The sequence below is a fragment of the Enterobacter cloacae complex sp. 2021EL-01169 genome (assembly GCF_020733125.1).
Taxonomy (GTDB): domain Bacteria; phylum Pseudomonadota; class Gammaproteobacteria; order Enterobacterales; family Enterobacteriaceae; genus Enterobacter; species Enterobacter roggenkampii.
In genome coordinates this window covers 51,375-71,336 of record NZ_JAJFTC010000014.1, presented here as the reverse complement: position 1 = coordinate 71,336, position 19,962 = coordinate 51,375, and the positions used below count along the sequence as shown (strand labels likewise).

15 protein-coding genes and 1 other RNA gene are annotated in these 19,962 nt (G+C 57.8%); 8 read left to right on the top strand and 8 right to left on the bottom strand.

Annotated features, from left to right (window positions below):
- The first annotated feature begins 98 nt into the window (after positions 1–98).
- Complete coding sequence (gene bamE / locus LLF79_RS22665; RefSeq protein ID WP_046091855.1) at positions 99–437, top strand: outer membrane protein assembly factor BamE; 339 nt, start codon at positions 99–101, stop codon at positions 435–437.
- Positions 438–545: 108 nt separating this feature from the next.
- On the opposite strand, the gene LLF79_RS22660 is transcribed toward bamE, so the two are convergent.
- Both LLF79_RS22660 and LLF79_RS22655 read right to left on the bottom strand, forming a co-directional pair.
- Complete coding sequence (locus tag LLF79_RS22660; RefSeq protein WP_023325903.1) at positions 546–833, bottom strand: RnfH family protein; 288 nt, start codon at positions 831–833, stop codon at positions 546–548.
- A complete protein-coding gene (locus LLF79_RS22655; protein WP_008502504.1) occupies positions 823–1,260 on the bottom strand; it encodes a type II toxin-antitoxin system RatA family toxin in 438 nt (145 codons plus the stop codon). Before LLF79_RS22655 ends, LLF79_RS22660 begins: the two co-directional genes overlap by 11 nt.
- A gap of 156 nt (positions 1,261–1,416) precedes the next feature.
- Here LLF79_RS22655 and smpB point away from each other — a divergent pair, with 156 nt between their 5' ends.
- Together smpB and ssrA are read left to right on the top strand one after the other, a co-directional pair.
- Complete coding sequence (smpB, locus tag LLF79_RS22650) at positions 1,417–1,899, top strand: SsrA-binding protein SmpB (RefSeq protein ID WP_024908331.1); 483 nt, start codon at positions 1,417–1,419, stop codon at positions 1,897–1,899.
- A gap of 89 nt (positions 1,900–1,988) precedes the next feature.
- Positions 1,989–2,352, top strand: a transfer-messenger RNA (tmRNA) gene (ssrA, locus tag LLF79_RS22645).
- Between the two features lie 141 nt (positions 2,353–2,493).
- Here ssrA and LLF79_RS22640 read toward each other — a convergent pair.
- From LLF79_RS22640 to LLF79_RS22630, 3 genes are all read right to left on the bottom strand, one after another.
- Complete coding sequence (locus LLF79_RS22640; protein WP_032675363.1) at positions 2,494–3,540, bottom strand: bifunctional transcriptional activator/DNA repair enzyme AdaA; 1,047 nt, start codon at positions 3,538–3,540, stop codon at positions 2,494–2,496.
- A complete protein-coding gene (locus LLF79_RS22635; RefSeq protein WP_227880467.1) occupies positions 3,524–4,300 on the bottom strand; it encodes an isocitrate lyase/phosphoenolpyruvate mutase family protein in 777 nt (258 codons plus the stop codon). Before LLF79_RS22635 ends, LLF79_RS22640 begins: the two co-directional genes overlap by 17 nt.
- 131 nt (positions 4,301–4,431) lie before the next feature.
- Positions 4,432–5,223, bottom strand: coding sequence for a nucleotidyltransferase domain-containing protein (locus LLF79_RS22630; RefSeq protein WP_227880465.1), 792 nt, complete (start codon positions 5,221–5,223; stop codon positions 4,432–4,434).
- A gap of 132 nt (positions 5,224–5,355) precedes the next feature.
- Here LLF79_RS22630 and LLF79_RS22625 point away from each other — a divergent pair, with 132 nt between their 5' ends.
- The 4 genes from LLF79_RS22625 to LLF79_RS22610 all read left to right on the top strand — a co-directional run bounded on the left by LLF79_RS22625 (position 5,356) and on the right by LLF79_RS22610 (position 7,267).
- Positions 5,356–5,649 carry a hypothetical protein gene (locus LLF79_RS22625; protein WP_227880463.1) on the top strand — a complete coding sequence of 98 codons (294 nt, stop codon included), beginning with the start codon at positions 5,356–5,358 and terminating at the stop codon, positions 5,647–5,649.
- A 21-nt stretch (positions 5,650–5,670) separates the two neighbouring features.
- Positions 5,671–5,919 (top strand): DUF4225 domain-containing protein, encoded by a 249-nt coding sequence (locus LLF79_RS22620; RefSeq protein WP_227880474.1) that lies wholly within the window; start codon positions 5,671–5,673, stop codon positions 5,917–5,919.
- Positions 5,920–6,244: 325 nt separating this feature from the next.
- Positions 6,245–6,601 carry a hypothetical protein gene (locus LLF79_RS22615; protein WP_008502540.1) on the top strand — a complete coding sequence of 119 codons (357 nt, stop codon included), beginning with the start codon at positions 6,245–6,247 and terminating at the stop codon, positions 6,599–6,601.
- Positions 6,602–6,706: 105 nt separating this feature from the next.
- Positions 6,707–7,267, top strand: a complete 561-nt coding sequence (locus LLF79_RS22610; protein ID WP_046091858.1) for a YceI family protein — start codon at positions 6,707–6,709, stop codon at positions 7,265–7,267.
- Here LLF79_RS22610 and LLF79_RS22605 read toward each other — a convergent pair.
- The 3 genes from LLF79_RS22605 to LLF79_RS22595 are packed head-to-tail and all read right to left on the bottom strand — an operon-like array spanning position 7,259 to position 9,112.
- Entirely contained in the window at positions 7,259–8,050 is a 792-nt protein-coding gene (locus tag LLF79_RS22605) for an anti-sigma factor (RefSeq protein WP_227880461.1), read from the bottom strand. The two genes, LLF79_RS22610 and LLF79_RS22605, sit on opposite strands and share 9 nt — an antisense overlap.
- The gene (locus LLF79_RS22600; RefSeq protein WP_046091860.1) at positions 8,047–8,604 is read right to left on the bottom strand and encodes a sigma-70 family RNA polymerase sigma factor; all 558 of its coding nucleotides are present in this window, start codon (positions 8,602–8,604) and stop codon (positions 8,047–8,049) included. Before LLF79_RS22600 ends, LLF79_RS22605 begins: the two co-directional genes overlap by 4 nt.
- Positions 8,585–9,112, bottom strand: a complete 528-nt coding sequence (locus LLF79_RS22595; RefSeq protein WP_008502544.1) for a tetratricopeptide repeat protein — start codon at positions 9,110–9,112, stop codon at positions 8,585–8,587. The genes LLF79_RS22600 and LLF79_RS22595 overlap by 20 nt, the downstream gene beginning before the upstream one ends.
- A gap of 756 nt (positions 9,113–9,868) precedes the next feature.
- Here LLF79_RS22595 and LLF79_RS22590 point away from each other — a divergent pair.
- A complete protein-coding gene (locus LLF79_RS22590; protein WP_227880460.1) occupies positions 9,869–19,933 on the top strand; it encodes a BapA/Bap/LapF family large adhesin in 10,065 nt (3,354 codons plus the stop codon).
- Positions 19,934–19,962 lie beyond the last annotated feature (29 nt).

The following is a 19,962-nucleotide window of genomic DNA, read 5'->3' as shown; positions in this document are numbered from 1 at the left end:
GCCGCCAGACCGGTTTCAAAGTGGGGCAAGGTCTATTATCATCGGCATATTACATATGAGCCGCGTTCTGCTCGGGCCCGAAAAGGAATCAAATCACTATGCGTTGTAAAATGCTGACCGCTGCCGCAGCGGTTCTTCTGATGTTGACCGCAGGCTGTTCCACTCTGGAGAAAGTGGTTTACCGTCCTGACATCAACCAGGGGAACTACCTTACCCCTAACGATGTGTCCAAAATCCGCGTGGGGATGACACAACAGCAGGTCGCTTATGCACTGGGAACCCCGATGATGTCCGATCCGTTCGGCACTAACACCTGGTTCTATGTATTCCGTCAGAAGCCGGGCCATGAAGATGCGACCCAGCAGACCCTGACGCTGACCTTCAGCACCGCCGGTGTGTTGACCAACATCGACAACAAGCCTGCCCTGACTAAATAATCCGGTGTCAGAAATGCAAAAAGGTGCTCATTGAGCACCTTTTTTGTATCTGAGTTCTTACGAAGAATCGTAGCCCCGCTAAGCGCTGCGCCACCGGGGAAGAAAGCGCTACTTACTGGCCTTCTCCGCGCGTTGGCGACGCAGCTCTTTCGGGTCGGCAATCAGCGGACGATAAATCTCCACCCGGTCGCCCTCTTTCAGCACATCGCCCAGCTTCACCGGACGGCTATAAATCCCGACCTTGTTCTTCGCCAGGTCGATATCGCTGCGAAGCTCGAGGATGCCGGAAGCACGGATGGCCTCCTCAACGGTCGCCCCCTCCTCCAGCGTCACGCGCTGCAGATACTGCTTCTCCGGCAGCGCGTACACCACTTCTACAGCAATCTTATGCGACACTGTAAACCTCTTTGGCGCGGGTGGTGAACGCCTGAACCATATTCGATGCCAGCTCTTTAAAGATGCGGCCAAACGCCAGCTCAATCAGCTTATTGGTAAACTCGAAGTCCAGATGGAACTCAATGCGGCAGGCGTCAGCGCTCAGCGGCGTAAACTTCCAGCCTCCCATCAGGGTTTTGAACGGACCATCCACCAGATGCATCAAAATACTCTGATTGTTTGTCAGCGTATTACGGGTGGTGAACGTCTTGCTGATCCCCGCTTTGGAGACATCCACCGCCGCGGTCATCTGCGTCGGGCCAGACTCCAGAACGCGGCTCCCGGTGCATCCCGGAATAAATTCTGGATAAGACTGAACATCGTTCACTAACTGATACATTTGTTCCGCGCTGTAAGGCACAAGCGCAGTACGGCTAATCTGAGGCATAGCATTTCCCATGGTCACACAACGGACAAATAATAACATTTATCACCTGTTAAAAAAACGCTAAGCCTCATCTCGTGCTAAGATAGCGCGTTAGACCTCACAGGACGCAATGAGGTGACTTTTTGAAATCAGATTACCGACGGCTTTACGACACTTATGACGAAGAAAAAAGCACATAAACCAGGCTCGGCGACCATTGCGCTCAACAAGCGTGCTCGCCACGAGTATTTCATTGAAGAAGAATTCGAAGCTGGCCTTGCGTTGCAGGGCTGGGAAGTAAAATCGCTGCGCGCCGGGAAAGCCAACATCGGCGATAGCTACGTGATCCTGAAAGATGGCGAAGCCTTCCTGTTCGGCGCGAACTTTACGCCGCTGACCGTCGCCTCTTCACACTATGTGTGTGACCCAACGCGCACGCGTAAATTGCTGCTGAACAAGCGTGAGCTGGAATCCCTCTACGGACGCATCAACCGCGAAGGTTTCACCGTGGTCGCCCTGTCGCTGTACTGGAAAAACGCCTGGTGTAAAGTGAAAATTGGCGTCGCGAAGGGTAAAAAACAGCACGACAAGCGTACTGACCTGAAAGAGCGCGAGTGGCAGCTGGACAAAGCGCGCATTATGAAAAACGCAGGACGTTGATTCTGCACACTTATTGTACTATTCAATAAGTTAGCGTTCCGGGCTGGTATCCAGGAAGTGAAATCTGGTATACTCAGTTCAACACTATTGGGGCTGATTCTGGATTCGACGGGATTTGCGAAACCCAAGGTGCATGCCGAGGGGCGGTTTGCCTCGTTAAAAGCCGCAAAAAAATAGTCGCAAACGACGAAAACTACGCTTTAGCAGCTTAATAACCTGCTCTGAGCCCTCTCTCCCTAGCTTCCGCTCTTAAGACGGGGATCAAAGAGAGGTCAAACCCAAAAGAGATCGCGTGGAAGCCCTGCCTGGGGTTGAAGCGTTAAAACTAATCAGGCTAGTTCGTTAGTGGCGTGTCTGTCCGCAGCTGGCGTGCGAATGTAAAGACAAACTAAGCATGTAGTACCGAGGATGTAGAAATTTCGGACGCGGGTTCAACTCCCGCCAGCTCCACCAAAATTCTCCATCGGCGATCACCAGAGTCGACTGATGAAGTCCTGAAAGCCCGCACGGCGCAAGCCCTGCGGGCTTTTTTGTACCCTCAACATGTCCCGCGAAGTCCGTAAAATTTCCCGACGACACAGTAACATCACGCCATTAAACATAATTTCTCTCATGCTCAATAAGCCATTCTTTGCGTGAAATCCCCCCTCCGTAACCTGTCATCGTCCCTTCTTTTCCAATTATCCTGTGACAGGGGATCACAATCGCAATCCGGTTGGCACCATTAGCTGCAGCGACGGCGCGCACAGCATTGGGCTTATTAAGCCGTAGTGAAATGGCCTGATAGTGTGAGGTCTGTCCATAGGGAACCGCACGCAACGCATGCCAGACGGATTGTTGAAAATCACTGCCCGGAGCATCTAAAGCGAGATCGAACTGTCGGCGCGTTCCGGCAAAATACTCGCCGATTTCTTTTACTGTCTGCCGGGTATGGCTGTTTTCGCCGGTGACGATTCTGGCGTTAAATAAACGCTGGATATCGCGGAATTCTGTTTCTAACATCCGGCGATCGGTAAACTCCAGCAGACAGACTCCCCGGTCTGTCGCGCAGACAAACATCGGTCCAAGCGTCGTGGTAAACCGGTGAATGACTATCACCTGGGTTGCCTGAGTCGGCGCTGCGCCAGTAAGCCGCTTGTAGGTATAACCAAAGCCGCTCAGCGATTCATAGCCATTGTCCAGCGCAACGTCAGTCGCCGCTCGTCCACTTTTCAGCTCCTGCAGGGCAACGTTGACCCGCTGCATTCGCTGGAAAGCCTGAAAAGTGATGCCGTGATGTTGCAGGAACCAGCGCCTTACCCGCTCCGGGCTGATGCCATGCTGACGAAGCTCCGCGTCTGCTACACGGGATTTGATATCGCGCCTGACAAGCGCAAGCGCCTGCTCAACGAATAATGGCGCGCTGTGCGCATTTTCCGCAGGTCTGCAGACCTTACAGGGACGAAAGCCGTCCGCCAGGGCAGATTTGGCATCTTTATAAAATTCGACATTTTCGCGTTTGGGTTTTCGCGCCCGGCATACCGAAATGCAGAATACGCCCGTGGTTTTGACGCCAACAAAAAACACGCCAGTGTAGTCTGAAGCACGTTCAAGTAATGCCTGATACCAGATATCACACAGATTTTTATCGGTTATTTTCATCACCAAAAAGTCCTTCAAACGTCTGACGAGATCGGATCGCATGCATGACATCAGTCAGCGTTGACTGCATCGCTGAATGAACAAAATTGCCCATTGAAATGCGGCTTACCCCTGCCCGTTTCAGCCTGTCGAATGACGGAAGATCGGGCATACACATGACATTCAGAGGTAAACCCGTTGCCTCTGTAATGAGGCTGATGTCTTTCTCTGACGTGAGGCAGGGAACAAAAAGGCCGTCAGCACCTGCAGCTTTATAGCGTTGACCCCGTAATATTGTCTCCTGCAACGCGTCTTTATGCCCGAGCAGGTACGTATCAGTCCGGATGTTCAGGAACAGGCTATAATTTTCGCTTCTCAGCGTATCGCACACTGATCTCAAATTACGGGAAAAATCAGAGGCATCGTCAAGCTGACGAACCCCGTTTATGACTCGGCTGTCTTCGAGGTTAACGCCTGCGACGCCTGTCTGAGCAAGGCGCTGCAGATTGTCTGCTATCTCTTCGGCTGAATCACCATACCCTGCTTCCATGTCAACGCTCACTGGCAGGTTGCTGGCAGCCCGGATCCGGGTGACCATATAAAATAGCTCATCAAACGGTACTCCCTGCCCGTCGTCATATCCCAGTGTGGACGCGATTGCCGCGCTGGACGTTCCCAGTACCTGATAGCCTGCTTTTTGCGCTGCGACAGCACTGGCGGCATCCCAGACGTTGGCGATAAGAAGAGGTTCGTGCTGGTAGTGGCGTTCTGCAAAGTTCATATTCACACCCTCTCGATAGATTGAAAATGAATCTAAGCATTCAGGAAAAACCTCACAACCGAAATTCAGACGACCATTTTTTAGCAAACGTCGTCTGAACGCGGGTGCGGAACAGACCAAACCTTTTAAGGTCAGGTTCTGTCTTCAAGCATGGCAATAACCGCCCAACGGCCCGCATCGTCTGCGATATTTTCCGGCAGCGCATCAGCTCGCAGCGTGACATAAGCATCAACAGCCTTTCTGATGGCCGTTCTGACGGAATCACGATCGTGCATTGCCAGCGTGGAAGTCAGCAGGTCATCAGGATCGATGCTGAGGAATTCGATGCGGCGTACCCCACGTTGCGGTAGATTTGCTCGACGGTACAGCATAGGTCCCAGCACTTGCTCCCGGAAGAATGCCAGCATGCCTATCGCTTCAAAGAGTTCTCCCCTTCCCAGTTTCACCACCGCGTAATGAAGCCAGATCCAGGCTCGGGACTCAAACCACTCCGGGGTCATATCAGGCCAGTGAGCGCTAAATTTAGCCAGTTGGCGCTCCAGAGCGGTGTTATCACGGGTAAATAACACCACGGGCTCCTCAACGCGTTGAGTGAGCATGTCCAGGGTGACAAATTTCAGATCGACGTGAAGGAGTTCGGGGCCATACAGGCAAATAAGCAGACGAGGCTCTCCCACATGTTCCCCGGTGAAAGCATGGAGCAGGTGACCCAGTGTTCCGGCGAACACAATACGCTGTGCCATGATTTCGTCATAGTAGAGAGGGTCTACCACAACGACAAAATCAAGATCGGAGTATTGATCGAACCCGCCATGAACAAGCGAGCCGCCAGCGAGAAGGGAGTGAATCCGCGAATCAGCCTGAAATTTAAGCTTAAGTTGCTCTGCAAAACTTCTGTGTAAATCGGGTAACGTACTAAGCATACTTTTTCCTGTTCACAAAAAAGACAAAGCATTACAGAATATCGCGCCGGGTATAAGCAGGCCAGATGTTTTTGCAGGAACAGTAATGTTCTCAGAGAGTTCTCCCGATGAATAACTAGTTCATGAGGATATATGGACATTTCACTGCTTACAGGACAACAGACAAACGCATGGTCAGCGACCATGATTAATCTGGAAGCATGTAAACTCATTAATACTGCAAATAGGGTAGCTGCTGACCATCTCAAAGATGGGCTCACCAGAATTCAGTTTATGGAAGACATTAAGTCTTTTATCACTGAGCAATTTTCTCTTGCCCGCAGAGCGAAATCCGATGAAGAAGGGATTTCCTATATAAACAATCTCAGGGCAAAGAACGAAAATCTTCTTGAACAAGATCGCCTGCTCAGAACGAAAGCAGCGTAGCTTTATGCAAGGGTTGAGTTCATTAAGGAAAACAATAAAGTTGTTGGCTATGTCATTCCCGCTGTACAGGTTGTTTTTGCTGGGTTACAAGCCGCCGGTGGATTACTCCTTGCGAGCTCGATGACGCCTGTCGGTGTGTTGTTAGGTGCCACACTGGTGATTGATGCGGCTAATACCGTATCCAGAGAAGTGAATAATCAATTACTGAACAAACCTGATTCGCAGGGATTTTTCGCTGACACAGCAATGCCAGTTGCAGAGAGTAGTTGATATTGTTAACCCCCTGACATTGACAAATATCAACACCCTCTCCATCCCTCCTGTGCAAAATTACCCACACCACTCAGCGCTACGGAATAGCCGCTTAACCCGGAAGGAACGCCACCATGTACAGACCCATAACCGTCATAATATTCATTCTCCTGACGCTCGCCGCCCTCGCGGAAATAGGCGTTTTATCCTTTGGATAATCCTCAGGCTAAATACCTCTCATCAGGGCATGTTGATCTCATTACAGTTTTTTCCTAAAGCCATCCCGTTTCGCCTGTGCCATGCTGAACCACGCTCATAACCGATAACGTTAAATGAGGATATTATGAAAAAAACAATTATCGCATTATCTGCCGTTCTGCTGGCTTCCCCAGTATTTGCTGCGACCACACATGCAACTGACGATACCGTCGCGGCGGCGAACGCAAACGCCAACGAGGCGAAGCAAAAACTGCACGAAGAGCAGAACAAAGGTGAAGAGCTGAAGCTGAAACAGAAGCATGCTGCGGAAGGTAAAAGCGAAAGCTTTGGCAGCAAGGTCAGCGAAGATTCCCAGAAAGCCTGGCATAAAACCAAAGAAGGCACCGAGAAAGGGTGGGATGCCACCAAAGAAGGCGCGGAAAAAGGCTGGAACAAAACCAAAGAAGGTGCCAGCGAGCTGGAAAAGAAAGTCACTGAGTAATTAGTTATACTCACGAAAAGGTCGCGCTTGCGGCCTTTTTTATTTCTTCGAATATTATTAGCACCTCGGGCGTTTACGCAGTGCGCACTTATCGGAGAAACCACTATGTATCGCCTTTTGGCCTTTCTGACCGTTCTGCTGTTATGCCCTTCCCTGCATGCTGCCCCGAAAAGCTACCTCATCGACACCGAAAACACCGCCATTCGGCTCTCGTGGCACGCCTTCGGCGGCATCCTCTCCTGGGCGACGTTCAGCGGCGTGACGGGTGCCGTAACGCTCAATCCGGATAACGACGTTGACGACCACATCCACGTCACCATTCCCGTAGCAACCCTGGTGGCCTCAAACACGCTGCTCACCTGGCAATTAAAAAGCGACATGTTTTTTGATGCGGAGCACTACCCGACCATCGAGTTCATCAGCTCTCGCGTGGTCGACCAGGGCGCCGGACGGTTCAGGGTGTTCGGCACGTTGACCGTTCGAAACATTGCCCGGCCGGTGATCCTGGAGGCCGGGGTGCAAGACCCGCATGCGCAGGCCCTCACGCTGGATGCCACCACCGCGATATCACGCGCGTCCTACGGGATGAATAAGTTTGCGCTGGTCGTTGACGATCGTATTGCCATCGCCATTGCGATACAGACTAACAAGGTGCCGTCATCCTGAGAGCACGCGCTGCAGCCGCTCAGCGTTTCCCCGCAGGTGAGACGGCGGGTTGCGGCCAATCAGGACAAACTGATAACCCGCCTCCTGCCACCACGCCAGGTTCATGCTGTGCCGCTGCTCCTGTTGGAGCGAGACCGTCGTCTTCTCATCAACAGGCGAAATGCAGAGGGCCATCGGGCCGTAGTCGGCGTTGATCCAGGCTATCTGCGCGATAGACGTCGTTTCATAGCGCAGCATGCGCACCATTTTAAGCTCTGCCCCCTGCAGGGTAAGCTGCGACAGGTTTAGCGTCATGCCGATGTCCTGCGCGGCCCGTTCCAGCCCGCGCTGCAGAACCGGCGTTGCGCTGTCCATATCCAGCAGCGTCTCGACGCTGTACAGGGACATATATTGCGCTTCGAGGTCGCGGATATGGGCGTTCTCATCCGCAGGCGCAGCTGAGGGACGCAGCAGATACCCCAGCCCGGAACCCACCAGCAAAAAGCTGGCCGAGGCGGCGATCAGCGCCCGTCGGCTGACGCCAGCCGCCGTCGAGACCTGCGGGTCGGGAAGTGCCGCGAGACGCGCCTGCATCCTCTCAAGAGGCGCATCATCCAGCAGGGAGGCAAACGCCCCGGCGTAATCCTGGCTGCTTTTCATCAGTTCGTCGGTTCGCCCGGCGAGGCGCTCGTCACATTTTAACTGTTCTTCAAATAACTGCGCGTCGGCGCGGCACATCTCGCCATCTATCCAGGCCACGATGGCGTCGTCGTTATAGGGCGGTGCAAAACGGTGCGCGTTCAAGAGCGTTTCTCCTTTACCGGAGACAGTGCGTCAGCGGATTTGGCAAGCCGAGCCCGCGCCGTCGCCAGCCGGCTCATCACGGTACCGATCGGCACCGCCAGGGTCTCCGCCGCCTCCTGGTAGGTAAAGCCTTCGATATAAACCAAAAATACCGCGTTGCGCTGGGCTTCGGGCAGCGCATTAACGCGCTGCATCACCTTCAGGTAATGCAGGCGCGTCTCATCCTGTTCGCGGGTGTCGGGCGCCAGCAGCTCGTCGCTGGGGACAAATCCCTGCCCCTGGCGAACGTGTCGTGCCCGAAGCTCAGAGATCCAGATGGAGTGCAGGATCGCGAACAGCCATCTGTCGATGCGCGTGCCAGGCGTATACTGGCTGCTTCTTTCAAGCGCACGCACGCAGGTGGACTGAACCAGCTCTTCGGCGATATCCCTGTTTCGCGACAGCACCAGCCCATAGCGCCAGAGGCGCGGCAGGAGTGCGGCGAGCTGTTGACGAACCTCACGCGTTGCGATGGGTTTTCCCTCTACTAGATAATCAGGATTCCGGATGTCCATTGATGGCGGCCTGCAGGTCACGGTACTCCTCGCAGGACTGGCCACAGATACCGGCAATCACCTTCAGCTGTTCTTTCGCGAGGTCCGGGCGTCCTTTCACCATCCATGCTTCACCGAGATACTCCCGGGCTTTGGCATAATCCGGCGCGATAGCCAGCGCGCGCTGGTAGTAACCAATCCCTTCGTCCGTGCGACCCAGTTTGCGCGTGGCGAACCCGCGATAGTTCCACGCTTCAGCCGTGTTGCCATTTTTCAGCGAATCCAGCAGGTTCAGCGCCGCCTGGTACTCGCCTTTCTTCGCGAGATGGTACGCGTAGTTGGTTTTGTCCTGGTCGCTGAGGCTGCTGCTCTTGTCCGGCACGCATTTCTGCGTGGCGCTGTCATACACCTGTCCGGAAGGACAATCAGGCGTTTTGCTCTCGGTACTATTATTGCCCATGGCCAGCGCCAGCGGGGACAGCAAAGAAAAAATCAGCACCGGGATCAAACGAAACGAGGTTGTGCGCATATAAAACTCCAGGGTGAGTGGGGAGTGACGTCAGTAAACGTCCGGGTGAGGATTTTTATTCATTCTTCGGTGAATTTTTTCTGTCCTAAAACCCTGCCTGCACTTCAGTTGTAAAGGTAATAAACCAGGTTATTTTTTGTTTTCTCGTTATTATTCCTTGCGCCCATTAGCAGAGTTTTAACCCTATACAAGAATATATTTCATTACCTAAGTGACATAATATATCTTACATCAAAAACGTTACCCTAACTTAAACACATATTAAGCGCACTTAAATAATAACGTTTGGCATGATATTTAAAATGCTCCCTACCAATTATCATACCGGGACGTAAACGTTAAATAACAGCACCACAAAAGAAAACAAAAAGACAATAAAAACAATGATATAAAAAACAACAATTATAAAAAAGAGCAATCCATTAATGCCCCACTCATTGTTTCCATCTTTATTTACCAAAGCTTAATTTGCACAACACTCATTTTCTGTCTATATCATTTTTATATTCCAGAAACCAATTCCTCTATTAATTACAGGGTTTTATAAAATACAAAACACCCATTAAACGTTTTTTTCATAAGTCATTAGATTCGCTCTGATGTTGCCACTCTGACGCATGGCGGGCATCGTGCGCGCTGAAATCTACGGTGAGCGCTGTTTTATAACAGCAGCTGCGCCGGGGGCGCCCTTTACCTTCAGCAGAGATGGCTCGTCTTGCTCGCCGTTCATGACACTTCTGCTGGAGTAATAACAAAATGAGCCAAATCTCTGTTATTTCAAAACTTACTGGCGTAGAAACGACCCTGGAAGGTACACAGGTTACGCTGAACCATTCCTCTGTCGTTGAGCTTCACGTCGAGCGAGCGAGCGTCTCACACTTCGCGCGAAGCGGTAACGACCTGCTGGTGACATTGCACTCCGGCGAGGTGATCACCCTTAAAAACTTCTATGTGGCGGACGCGCAGGGCGTGAGCCAGCTGGTTCTGCAGGACAGCAACGGCGCATTATGGTGGATTGAAGATCCGACCGGGGCCGCCACGTACGAATCTATCGCGTCCACGGACGTGCTGCTTGCGGCGTCAGGAAGTGACGCTGGTGGCGCCGCCATCTGGCCATGGGCCCTGGGTGGTATTGCCGCTGCAGGGGGCATCGCGGCCGCGGCAAGTAGCGGCGGCGGTGGCGGCGGTGGTGGCAGCAGTAACAATTCGGCCGATCCGGATACGACTGCACCAAATGCACCTTCCGGCCTTAAGTTCTCCTCAGACGGTAAAACCGTCACCGGTTCCGCCGAACCCGGCAGTACCATCACGCTGAAAGACGCGAACGGCAACGTCATTGGCACAGGAAAAACGGGCAGCGACGGCAACTTTAGCGTATCCCTCGGGACACCGTTGACCAACGGCGAGCAGGTTACTGCCACCGCAACGGATAGCGCCGGGAATACCAGCCAGGGTTCAAGCGTCACCGCACCGGATCTCACCGCACCCGATGCACCCACGATTGGCAGCGTAATCGACGATATCGCCCCTCAGACGGGGACGGTGACCAACGGCGGCAGCACCAACGATCGGCGGCCGCAGCTCTCCGGCACCGCCGAAGCGGGCTCCACCGTGACGATTTATGACGGCGGAATAGCCATTGGCACCGCGGTCGTTGCCAGCAATGGCACATGGACATTCACCCCGTCCGTCGACCTGAATGAAAGCACCCACCAGATTACCGTACGGGCAACCGACGCCGCCGGCAACACCGGGCCAGCCTCACCGGTATTCATCCTCACCGTCGATCTCACCCCTCCGACAGCGCCCACCGCGATTGTGCTGCTCGACGATACGGGCCTTATCCGAGGAACAATCACGTCGGGCGTGCCTACCGATGCCTCGCAGCCGATCCTGGCGGGAACGGGCGAACCCGGTGGAACCATCACCATTTACGATAACGGCGTGGCGATTGGTACAACGACGGTGCTGCCTAACGGTACCTGGAGCGTTACCCCAGGGGGCCCGCTCCCGGACGGAACGCACTCGATCACCGTCACTGAAACCGATGCCGCCGGAAACCAGAGTACGGCCTCTGAGCCTATCATCTTTACCGTGGACACCACGCCGCCGTCAGCCCCAGGAAACCTCGTGGTGTCGAATGATGGCGGTACCATCAGCGGCATCGGAGAAGCAGGCAGCACGGTGACCATCCGTGAAGGCGATTTCACCCTTGGCACAGTGGTTGTTGATAGCCAGGGGAACTTCAGCCTGACGCTGAGCCCGCCGAGGATCAACGGCGAAATCCTGACCGCTGACGCCACCGACACGGCGGGTAACACCAGTCCGACCACCTCCGCGGCGGCACCGGACATTACCCCGCCGCAGACCCCGGTCATCCTGTCGGTGATCGATGACGTGCAGGCCACCACCGGCCCCGTGGCCCAGAATGGGCTGACCAACGACCGGGCACCGACCGTGAACGGCACAGGCGAGGCAGGTTCGACCATCACGATTTATAACGGCAGCGATGCCCTCGGTACGGTGGTTGTTCCCTCCTCCGGCCAGTGGAGCTTTACGCCGCCCACACCGCTGACCGACGGCACCTGGGTGCTGACCGCGAAGGCGACGGATCCCGCCGGTAACCCGAGCGGGATATCAAACACGTGGACAATTAACGTTGACGGGACGGCACCTGGCGCCTCGGTGATTTTACAGGTTGTAAACGATATTCCAGGGCAGACCGGCGCGATCGACGTGAACGGGACCACCAACGACGCCACCCCGACGCTCAGCGGTACCGCTGAAGCAAACGCGACGATCAGCCTGCGCGTGGACGGTGTTGAAATTGGTACAACCGTCGCCAATGGCCTCGGCGTATGGAGCTTTACCCCTTCCTCCCCAATCGGTGAAGGCCCCCATGCTCTGACCGCCGTCGCGACCGATGCGGCAGGTAACCCCGGCCCCGTCTCCAACACCTGGACTCTGACGGTTGACAGCGTCGCGCCTGCGGCGCCGGTCATTACCCAGGTGCTGGATGATGTGCCGGAGCGCCTCGGCGCCCTCAATTCTGGCGACAGCACCAACGACACCACGCCAACGCTCAACGGCACGGCTGAACCGGGCTCAACCGTTACCATTCGCCTGGATGGTGCCGATCTCACTACGATTCTGATCGATGGCAGCGGCACCTGGACCTATACCCTTCCCACGCCGCTTGACGAAGGTCCTCATACCTTTAGCGTCGTCGCCACCGACGCGGCGGGTAACACCAGCCAGCCGTCTGACGACTTCACCCTGAACGTCGATATCACTGCGCCAGCGGCGGCCACCATCGCCACCGTAACCGACGACGTCGGCGGTGTACTGGGTTCGCTCAACAGCGGCGATACCACGGATGACACTCGTCCCCTGCTGCAGGGCACCGCCCCGGCAGACACGGTGATCACCGTCTATGACGGCACGACTCTGCTCGGCACCGCCACCCTCAACGGCAGCGGCGGCTGGAGCTTCACGCCCGTGACCCCGCTCACCGACGGTCCGCATTCCCTGACGGTGCACGCCACGGATGCCGCGGGCAATACCACCATCTCAACGCCATTTGAACTGACGGTGGATACCGTTGCGCCTGCCACGCCGGATATCCCGGCCATTACCGTCAATCCTGACGGCACAACAACGCCGCTGAATCCGGGCGAAACCACCCGCGACACCACGCCGACCCTGAGCGGTACCGGCAATCCGGGTGATACCGTGACGATCTACGACAGCGGCGTCAAAATCGGCGACGCTGTCGTGGACAATACCGGCAACTGGAACTGGACGCCGCCATCCCCCCTGGCTGGCGGCACCTATGACATCACCCTGACCGTCACTAACGTGGACGGCACGGGCAACGAAAGCGCCCCGTCGCAGCCGGTCACCATCACCATTGATACCGAGGCGCCGGCTACGCCTGCGGCACCGATCGTCACCGACAGCGTCACCCAGATCACCGGCCCCGTCCCCAATGGCGGCACCACCAACGATCCGCGCCCGGTGCTGAGCGGCACCGGTACGCCAAACGACGTTATCAACATCACTGACACCGTTAACGGTACACCGACCGTTGTGGGCACCGTCACGGTAGACAGCAACGGCAACTGGAGCTGGCGTCCCGGCAGCGACATTGCCGAGGGCAGCCACGCCTATACCGCCACCGCCACGGATGAAGCGGGCAACGTCTCTGACCCGTCGTCAGCGATTACGATCATCGTGGATACCCTGGCGCCGGATACACCGGTGATTAGTGCAGTGGGCGGTGCGCCTGATGGTGGCTTTATCACAGATACCACGCCGACAGTGGGCGGAACCGGGGTTAACGGTGAGACGGTGATCGTCTACAACAACGGCGTCGAATTGGGCCGTGTCGTGGTGGTGAACGGAGAATGGAGCCTGACGCTTCCAGCACAAACGGACGGCCCGCTGAACATTACCGTAGCGGGCGTGGACGCAGCGGGCAACCTTAGCGCGCCGAGTTCGGTCTTTACCGTCACGCTCGACACCGTTGCGCCCGGGATACCGCAAATTAATGCTGTCTCAGACAGCCAGCTCACCAACAACGTGCTCTACACCCGCGACGGTACGCCGACCCTAACCGGGACCGGCGAGCCCGGCACCACCGTTATCGTCTCCGTCGACGGTACTGCGTCAGGTGTGCCGATCACGATCCAGCCGGACGGCAGCTGGAGCTGGACCGCAGGCACAACGCTCCTGGATGGTTCACATACCTTTACTGTCTCGTCAGTCGATCAGGCAGGCAATCCGTCAAACGGTTCAGCGTCACTGAGCGTGACGGTGGATACCCAGGACCCAACCGCCCCGGGCAATCTTAGCCTTGCTCCAGAAGGTACACCGCTGACCGGCACCGCCGAAGCAGGCGCACTCATCACCGTTAAGGATAGTGGCGGTAACGTCATTGGTACCGGGGTGGCGACCGGCGGCAGTTTCTCCATTGCGGTCAGCCCGGCCCCGCAGGATGGCGCGACCCTGACCGTGACCGCGACCGATGCTTCCGGACGTACCAGCGTTGATGCAACTTATAACGTCACCGGTACGCTTCCGAATCTTCCTGACGTGCCCGTGATCGTGGCCATCAACGATGACGTCGACCCAATCATTGGCGACGTGAAAGGCAAAACGACCAACGACACCACCCCAACCCTCACCGGTACGGCTCAGGCGGGAAGCCAGATCGCTATCTACCTGGACGGTGGCGTGACGCCCGTCTCGACGGTCACGGCCGACGGCAGCGGCAACTGGAGCTATACGCCGGCCGCGCTTGGCGAGGGGCTGCACACCTTTGAGGTGACTGCGACCCTCAACGGCCAGACCAGCGGCCGCTCTCCGGCGGCCAGCGTCACCGTTGACCTTACCGCGCCGGGCACGCCGACCATCGGCGCCGTGATTGACGACGTCGGCCCGGGCACCGGCCCGCTGACCAGCGGCCAGACCACCAACGACAACCAGCCGACGCTCACCGGCACCGGCGCGGTGGGCGATACCATCTCGATCTACAACAACGGCGTGCTGCTGGACAGTGTGGTAATCGGCAATACCGGCACCTGGAGCTACACCACGCCTGTCCTGGCAGAGGGCAATCACGTCCTGACCATCCGCGAGACCGATCCGGCGGGGAACCAGAGCGGTCCTTCGGCGGGCTTCACCGTCGTGGTGGATTCCGTTTCCGCCACGCCGGTCATCACCAACGTCACGGATAATGTGGGCAATGCCGCCACCACGGTGGTCAGCGGCGAGCTCACCAACGACGCCACGCCAACCCTTACAGGGACAGCGGACGCAAACAGCGTGGTGACTATTTTCGACGGCGGCACCCAGATTGCCGTGGTCACGGCTGACAACACGGGTACCTGGACGTTTACTCCTGATACCGCCCTCGGCGAAGGCTCGCACAGCTTCACCGTCCGGGCGACCGACCCGCAGGGCAACCTCAGCGCGGTCTCCGCGCCCTGGAGCGTGGTGATTGACCTGACGGCACCGACGGTTCCAACGCTGGATAATGTGAACGACGACGTCCCTGGCGGCGTCCTGGGTAACCTCACCAGCGGCCAGGTAACCAACGACAGCACCCCAACCATCAGCGGCACCGGGCTGGCGGGCAGCACTATCCACATCATGAATAACGGCACGCAGATTGGTACAACGACCGTTGACGGAAGCGGGAACTGGTCCTTTACGCCGACCGCGCCGCTGGGCGACGGCAGCTACGCCCTGCGCGCGTATGCAACGGATACTGCAGGCAACGCCTCGGCGAACTCATCGGTCTTCGCTTTTACCATTGATACCGCAGCCCCCGGCGTGCCGGTGGTGACCAGCGTGGTTGATGATATCGGTCCGGTCACCGGGACGCTCACGTCGGGTAACAGCACCAACGACGCGCGTCCGACCTTCAGCGGCACGGGCGAAGTGGGTTCTACCGTGCACGTGCTCGTTGATGGCAACGAAATTGGCACGGCGGTGGTCAATGCCCAGGGCAACTGGAGCTTCACCCCGGGCAGCGATCTGGCCGAAGGTCCACACGCCATCACCTTTAACGCGACCGATGCGGCAGGCAACACCGGCGCCACAACGGACCCGTTTAACCTGACGGTCGATACGGGCGTGCCGTTAGCGCCGGTCATCTCGACCGCGGGTGACAACGTGGGCAGTATTCAAACCCCGCTCTCTTCCGGGCAGAGCACCGACGACACCACGCCGACGCTGAACGGCACCGCGACCGCCAACGCCACGGTTACCGTGTATGAAAACGGACAGCCGGTCGGCACCGTGCAGGCGGACGGCACCGGCGCATGGAGCTTTACGCCATCAGCGCCGCTCACAAGCGGCAGCCATACCTGGACCGCCACGGTCACCGATGCAGCGGGCAACGTCAGCCCGACCTCGCCGGGCTTTACCCTGATTGTTGATACCGCGGCACCGAACGCGCCGGTTATCAGCCAGGCGATAGACGACGTGGGCAGCATCACCGGCCCGCTCACGTCCGGACTGACGACCGACGACACCCAGCCGCAGCTTGTTGGGACCAGCGAACCGTTTGCCACCGTGAAAATCTATGAGGGCACCACCCTGGTCGGCACGGGCACCGCGGACGGCAGCGGCAGCTGGAGCATCGTGCTCACCCCTCCGCTGACCGCGGGCGCGCACAGCTTTACCGCGCAGGCCACGGATGCGGCAGGCAATACCAGCGTGTCGTCCACCAGCTTCAGCCTCACCGTCGACACCACGCCGCCTGCGCTGCCTGTGCTGACCAGCATTCTGGATGACGTGGGCAATGCGGCGACGCCGGTTGCCAACGGTGGGTTCACCAACGACGCGCAGCCGACGCTCAGCGGTACGGCAGAAGCGGGGTCGACGGTGAAAATCTTTGATAACGGGGTCCAGATCGGCAGCGTGACGGCGACCGGCGGCGCGTGGAGCTTTACACCATCTCCGGCGCTGAGCAACGGCGCGCACACGTTGACCTTCACCGCCACCGATGCGGTGGGCAACGCCAGCGCCCCCACCGCCGGATATGTCATTAACGTCGATACCCTTCCGCCAGCCGCGCCGGTCATCAGTTCGGTCATTGATGATGTCGGCAGCGTCACCGGGCCCGTGACCGGTACGAACCCGACTAACGACACCCGTCCAACGCTGAGCGGGACCGCCGAAGCGAATGCCACGGTTCGGATCTACGACGGCATCACGCTGGTGGGCACGGTCACCGCCGATGGCAGCGGCAACTGGACCCTGCCACAAACCACCACCACGTTGACGCAGGGCACGCATAACTTTACCGCTACGGCCACCGATGCGGCGGGCAACACCAGCGTGGCGTCAGCCGTGACGACGATTATCGTCGATACGACCGCGCCAACGGCGCCGACCGGCACCTTCAACGCCGACGGTAGCATCCTGACCGGGAGCGCGGAGGCGGGCAGCACCGTCACTATCCGCCTTGCGGACGGTTCAACGGTGACCGCCATTGCGGGCAGCAACGGCACCTACAGCTACACCTTCATTAACAAACAGATCGAAGGTCAGACGCTGCAGATCACCGCGACCGACGTCGCAGGCAACACCTCCCTGCCGGGCTCTGCCCTTGCGCCGGTGGTGCCGCTCTCCGCCAGCAATAACGTTGAGGAGTTGAACCTCAGCACCACGGCGACCGTCACCAACAGCCAGTACAGCGACTACGGCTTCCTGCTGGTCGGCGCCGTGGGCAACGTCCTGACGCTGATCGGTAATGACACCGCGCAGGTGAACTTCACGGTGGGCAACGGCGGCAGCGCGGACATCGTGGTAAACGCCAATGCCACGGGAGCGGTGCTCTCTCTGCTCAATACCCTTGAGCTGGTGGTGCAGCACTACGTCAACGGTGTCTGGACAACCGTGGTGGATACCGGCCAGCCGCAGTTTGCCGATCTCCTGACCCTCGGCGCCACCGGCGTCTCGCTGAACCTGACCGGGCTGGCCGACGGCAACTACCGCGTGCTCAGCTATAACACCAACCTGCTGGCGACAGGTTCCTACACCAGCCTCGACGTGGCGGTGAAAGAGACCGGTCCGGGTACGGTCACGGGCGATACCAGCCTCAACGGCAACGTGATCCTCGATACGGACCCGACCGCCGGCAGCGACAACGCGCCGGCCGGCACCACTATCTCCACGGTCACTAACGCGCAGGGCGTGACCACCAGCGTGAACGCCGACGGCACGGTGATCCAGGGCAAATACGGTACGTTGACCATCAACCGCGACGGCAGCTATACCTACAACCTGACTGATACCAGCGCCGCGGTCGTTGGCCGGACGGAGAGCTTCACCTACACCATCACCCATAACGGCGTCAGCGCGTCGGCAAACCTGGTGCTGTCTCTGGGTGCCGGTACGGTCATCAACGGCATTGTGGCAGTGGACGACACGGCCTCGCTGACCTTTGACACCACCGTGAGTGAGGTGAATAACGGCGCCTCGTCTCAGAACGGTTTTACCCTGGTGGGCATTAATCTCGGCAGCACGCTGGGGCTTAACCTGCTGGACGACCTGACCAACCCGATTATTTACAACGTGGAGGAAGGGACGACCCGCACCATGACCATCCAGGCCTCCGTGGGCGGCGTGGCGCTGGCATCGGTGTTCGATCTGTACGTCTATAAGTTCAACAATGCGACCCAGACCTTCGAGCAGGTTCGCGTCGAGTCGGGCTGGCTGCGCGCGCCGCTGCTGGGGGGCACGTCACCGCAGCTGACGCTGAACCTGCCTGCCGGGGAGTACCTGTTCCTGCTGAATACCGCGTCCGGGATCACCGCCCTGACGGCCTACACGCTGAGCGTCCTGCAGGACCATGTCTACAGCGTGGCGAGTATCAGCGAAACGACCACCGGCGACGTGCTGGCGAATGACCCGGTTCCAGCGGGCACGCTGGTTACCGAAGTGAACGGCGTGACGGTCAACAGCAGCGGCACCACCACCATTCAGGGGGAATACGGCACGCTGACCATCAATGCGTCCGGTCAGTACACCTATACCCTGAGGAGCGGCGTAGGCGCGGACCATATCAGCACGCCGGATACGTTCGTCTACACCGTTACCGCGCCTGACGGCTCGAAGGATACGGCATCGCTCAACATCACCCCAACCGCGCAGGCAATGAATGCGGTCAACGATGTCAGCGCCACGATGGACCTTACCTCGGTGCACCACACGTCGGTCTACTCGGATACCACCGTGGGCGTCGCCAGCTGGACCACGGCCCTGCTCTCGTCAACCCAGGGCAGCGGCAGCGGAACCTTCGTGGTCGACCCGAACACCGCGCTGCACAACGCGTCGCTGCACTTTAGCGTGGCCTCGCTGCTGGCGCTGGGCGGGCTGACGGTGAACTGGACGATTAGCGATGCCAACGGCGTGATCCGCAGCGGCTCCTTCAGCGGCGGCTCGCTGCTGGGCGGCAGTATCGACGTCCCGCTGACCGGGCTGGATCTCAACGCCGGGACCTATACGCTGAGCTTTACCGGTAGCGTACCGGGGCTCAGCGTCGGGACCATCACCATCACGCCAAGCGTAAACGGCACCACCTACTCGCTGAGTAATTTCGACGTCACCGGCAGCCACACCGTCAACGGCAATATCTTTGACGGCACCGACTCTGGCGGCGTGCTGGATCAGCTCCACTCGGTGGATACCCGTCTGAGCGTGACCGGCTACAACGGCGTGACCACCACGCTGGATCCGTATACCGGCAGCGCAACGGTGAACATTGTCGGCCACTACGGCACGCTGGCGATCGGCGCTGACGGCCATTACACCTACACCCTGAACAGCGGGGTATCGCTCTCAACCATGACGTCGAAGGAGACCTTCAACTACACCCTGACCGACTCTGCCGGAAGAACGGATACCGCCACGCTGACCATCAATATGGCGCCGCAGTTCATCAGCTCTGAGCATAACGACGCCATCACCGGTACGGCCTACGGCGATACGCTGATTTACCAGGTGCTGAACAGTACGGTGGGGAATGCCACGGCGGGTAACGTCAGCAGCGCCGGAGGCGATCACTGGACCGGGTTCTCGCTGGCGCAGGGAGACAAGATCGACATCGGCGATCTGCTGGTGGGCTGGGACGGTAATACCGCCTCGTTGGGGAATTATATCCATGTTACACAAAGCGGTAGCAACACTGTGATCTCCATCGACCGTGATGGTGCAGGGTCCACCTACACTAATACTGCACTCGTTACGCTTGATAACGTGCAGACCACGTACGACGAGCTTGTTAACCAGCAACACATCATTACCTGATAGCACCTGCAACAGATGACCCGGGCGCA

Coding starts and splice junctions, on each gene's coding strand:
- LLF79_RS22590 (WP_227880460.1), top strand. CDS start 9,869: ATGAGCCAAATCTCTGTTATTTCAAAACTTACTGGCGTAGAAACGACC.
- smpB (WP_024908331.1), top strand. CDS start 1,417: ATGACGAAGAAAAAAGCACATAAACCAGGCTCGGCGACCATTGCGCTC.
- LLF79_RS22635 (WP_227880467.1), bottom strand. CDS start 4,300: ATGAACTTTGCAGAACGCCACTACCAGCACGAACCTCTTCTTATCGCC.
- LLF79_RS22640 (WP_032675363.1), bottom strand. CDS start 3,540: ATGAAAATAACCGATAAAAATCTGTGTGATATCTGGTATCAGGCATTA.
- bamE (WP_046091855.1), top strand. CDS start 99: ATGCGTTGTAAAATGCTGACCGCTGCCGCAGCGGTTCTTCTGATGTTG.
- LLF79_RS22655 (WP_008502504.1), bottom strand. CDS start 1,260: ATGCCTCAGATTAGCCGTACTGCGCTTGTGCCTTACAGCGCGGAACAA.
- LLF79_RS22595 (WP_008502544.1), bottom strand. CDS start 9,112: ATGCGCACAACCTCGTTTCGTTTGATCCCGGTGCTGATTTTTTCTTTG.
- LLF79_RS22625 (WP_227880463.1), top strand. CDS start 5,356: ATGGACATTTCACTGCTTACAGGACAACAGACAAACGCATGGTCAGCG.
- LLF79_RS22610 (WP_046091858.1), top strand. CDS start 6,707: ATGTATCGCCTTTTGGCCTTTCTGACCGTTCTGCTGTTATGCCCTTCC.
- LLF79_RS22600 (WP_046091860.1), bottom strand. CDS start 8,604: ATGGACATCCGGAATCCTGATTATCTAGTAGAGGGAAAACCCATCGCA.
- LLF79_RS22630 (WP_227880465.1), bottom strand. CDS start 5,223: ATGCTTAGTACGTTACCCGATTTACACAGAAGTTTTGCAGAGCAACTT.
- LLF79_RS22615 (WP_008502540.1), top strand. CDS start 6,245: ATGAAAAAAACAATTATCGCATTATCTGCCGTTCTGCTGGCTTCCCCA.